Source organism: Pseudomonas inefficax, assembly GCF_900277125.1.
Taxonomy (GTDB): domain Bacteria; phylum Pseudomonadota; class Gammaproteobacteria; order Pseudomonadales; family Pseudomonadaceae; genus Aquipseudomonas; species Aquipseudomonas inefficax.
This window is the reverse complement of the sequence record NZ_OPYN01000110.1, coordinates 1-1,932: the sequence shown is the minus strand read 5'-3', so window position 1 is coordinate 1,932 and position 1,932 is coordinate 1. Positions and strand designations below refer to the sequence as shown.

General features: G+C 66.2%; 2 protein-coding genes. One reads left to right on the top strand and one right to left on the bottom strand.

The window, feature by feature from the left end:
• Positions 1-111: 111 nt before the first annotated feature.
• Complete coding sequence (locus JV551A3_RS14025) at positions 112-1,086, bottom strand: quinone oxidoreductase family protein (protein ID WP_133978801.1); 975 nt, start codon at positions 1,084-1,086, stop codon at positions 112-114.
• Positions 1,087-1,306: 220 nt separating this feature from the next.
• Here JV551A3_RS14025 and JV551A3_RS14020 point away from each other — a divergent pair.
• Positions 1,307-1,932, top strand: a 626-nt coding sequence (locus JV551A3_RS14020) for a LysR family transcriptional regulator (RefSeq protein WP_133978803.1), incomplete at its 3' end; no start/stop codon positions are given.

Below are 1,932 nucleotides of genomic sequence, written 5' to 3'. Positions count from 1 at the left end.
AGCGGCAAACGAGCCCTGCTCGTGCAGCGCCAGCAAGGTGGCAAGTTCATCGGCGCGGCGGCTGTCGAAGGCATCCATGGCAAGGCTCGGCACAAGGCTGTGGGTCGGGGATCAGGCAGTGAGGATCAGCGCGCCCTCCGACAGCCCTTGCTCCAGGTCCCCGTGGGCCCTGGCCGCTTCGGCCAGTGGGTAGCGACGCCAGACCCGAGGCTGGATGATACCCTCCGCGACCGCCGCCAGCACATCGGCAGCGCGCTGCTGGTACTCGTCGACCGTGCGGGTGTGTGCCGCCAGCGACGGCCGGGTCAGATACAGCGAGCCCTTGGCGTTGAGCGTGGCAACCTCGATGGCCGCCGGCGCGCCGGAGGTGCCGCCGAACGACACCAGCAAGCCACGCACCCGCAGGCTGTCCAGCGAGGCTTGCAGCGACACCTTGCCGACACAGTCATAGACCACGTCCACGCCCTGCCCTTGGGTCAGCTCGCGGACCTGGCCGGCCAAGGTTGCCGCGTCGAACACCAGCACATGGTGGCAACCCGCTGCCTGCGCCCTTGCCACACTCTGCGGGCGTGATACCACGCCGATCACCGTCGCCCCCAGGTGCCGCGCCCATGGCGCCATCAGCTGGCCCAAGGCACCGGCGGCACCGTACAACAGCACCTGGCTACCGGGGCCCACGGCATAAGTAGTCTTCAGCAAGTACTGCGCCGTGATGCCCTTGAACAGCACGGCGGCGGCGGCCTGGTCATCCAGTTGAGACGGCAGCTTGACCAGGCGCTCGGCCGGGTACAGGCGGCCGCTGGCATAACCACCAACCGGGCCCATGGCATAGGCGACCCGGTCGCCCACCTGCACGTCACGTACTCCATCGCCTACGGCAGCGACCCGCCCAGCCCCTTCCAGCCCCAGCCCGGAAGGCAGGTCCAGAGGGGCGCCGCCCTTGCGCTGCAGCAAGTCGAGCGGGTTGACCCCCATGGCCGTCTGTTCCAGCCAGACCTGGCCGCGTCCTGGGGTTTGTGCTTGCAAGTGTTCAAGATGCATGACCTCGGCAGTGCCGGTGCTGTTGAGAACGATGCGGGTAGCCATGATCGAATCCTGTTGGATGAGTGACGAGTCAGGCTAAACAGGCAGAAAAAGTTGAACAATCAGGCGGGATGCAGATGATTTCTGCACCGCTTGCAGCAGGGATATCCGTGAAACGGGTGGCGAGTACAACCCCAACGACTGACACGGTCCTTGTAGGAGCGGCCTTGGGTATTTGTTAAGCTGATCAAAACCGTAAGAGATGGCCAAGACCATTCGCGCCATGGATGAACTACGCAAGATCGACCTCAACCTGCTGCTCGCCCTGCACGCCCTGCTGAGCGAAAAGCACGTGACCCGCGCCGCCCTGCGCCTGCACCGCAGCCAACCGGCGGTAAGCCACGCCCTGGCGCAGTTGCGCAAGCATTTCGACGACCCCTTGCTGGTGCGCCAGAACGGCCGCATGGCCTTGACCGCTCGCGCCCAGTCGCTGGCCAAACCGCTGCACGACGCACTGGGCAACCTCAACGGCCTGCTGGCCGCCCCGCGGTTCGAACCGGCCAAGGCCCAGCGTCGCTTCAGGCTCTCGCTGTCCGACTATTCCTCGCGGATCATCCTGCCACCCCTGCTGCGCCATCTGCGCCAGGTCGCGCCCGGGGTGGACCTGGCCATCAGCCAGGCCAGCCGCGAAACCATGCTGGCCCAGTTGCTCGATGGTGAACTGGACCTGGCCCTGGGCATCTTCCCCGACCTGCCCCAGGCCATCACTGCGCAGCCGCTGTTCACAGACAGCTTCATCAGCGTTGCCGACCGCCAGGTGCTGCCGGCCAGCGGCTGCCTTGCACTGGCCGACTGGCTGGCCCGCCCGCATGTGCTGATGGCCATGCACCCGGATNCCTTCGATGAAAT

Excerpts from the sequence above, each read along its gene's own strand:
- JV551A3_RS14025 (WP_133978801.1), bottom strand. The coding sequence starts at position 1,086 with ATGGCTACCCGCATCGTTCTCAACAGCACCGGCACTGCCGAGGTCATG.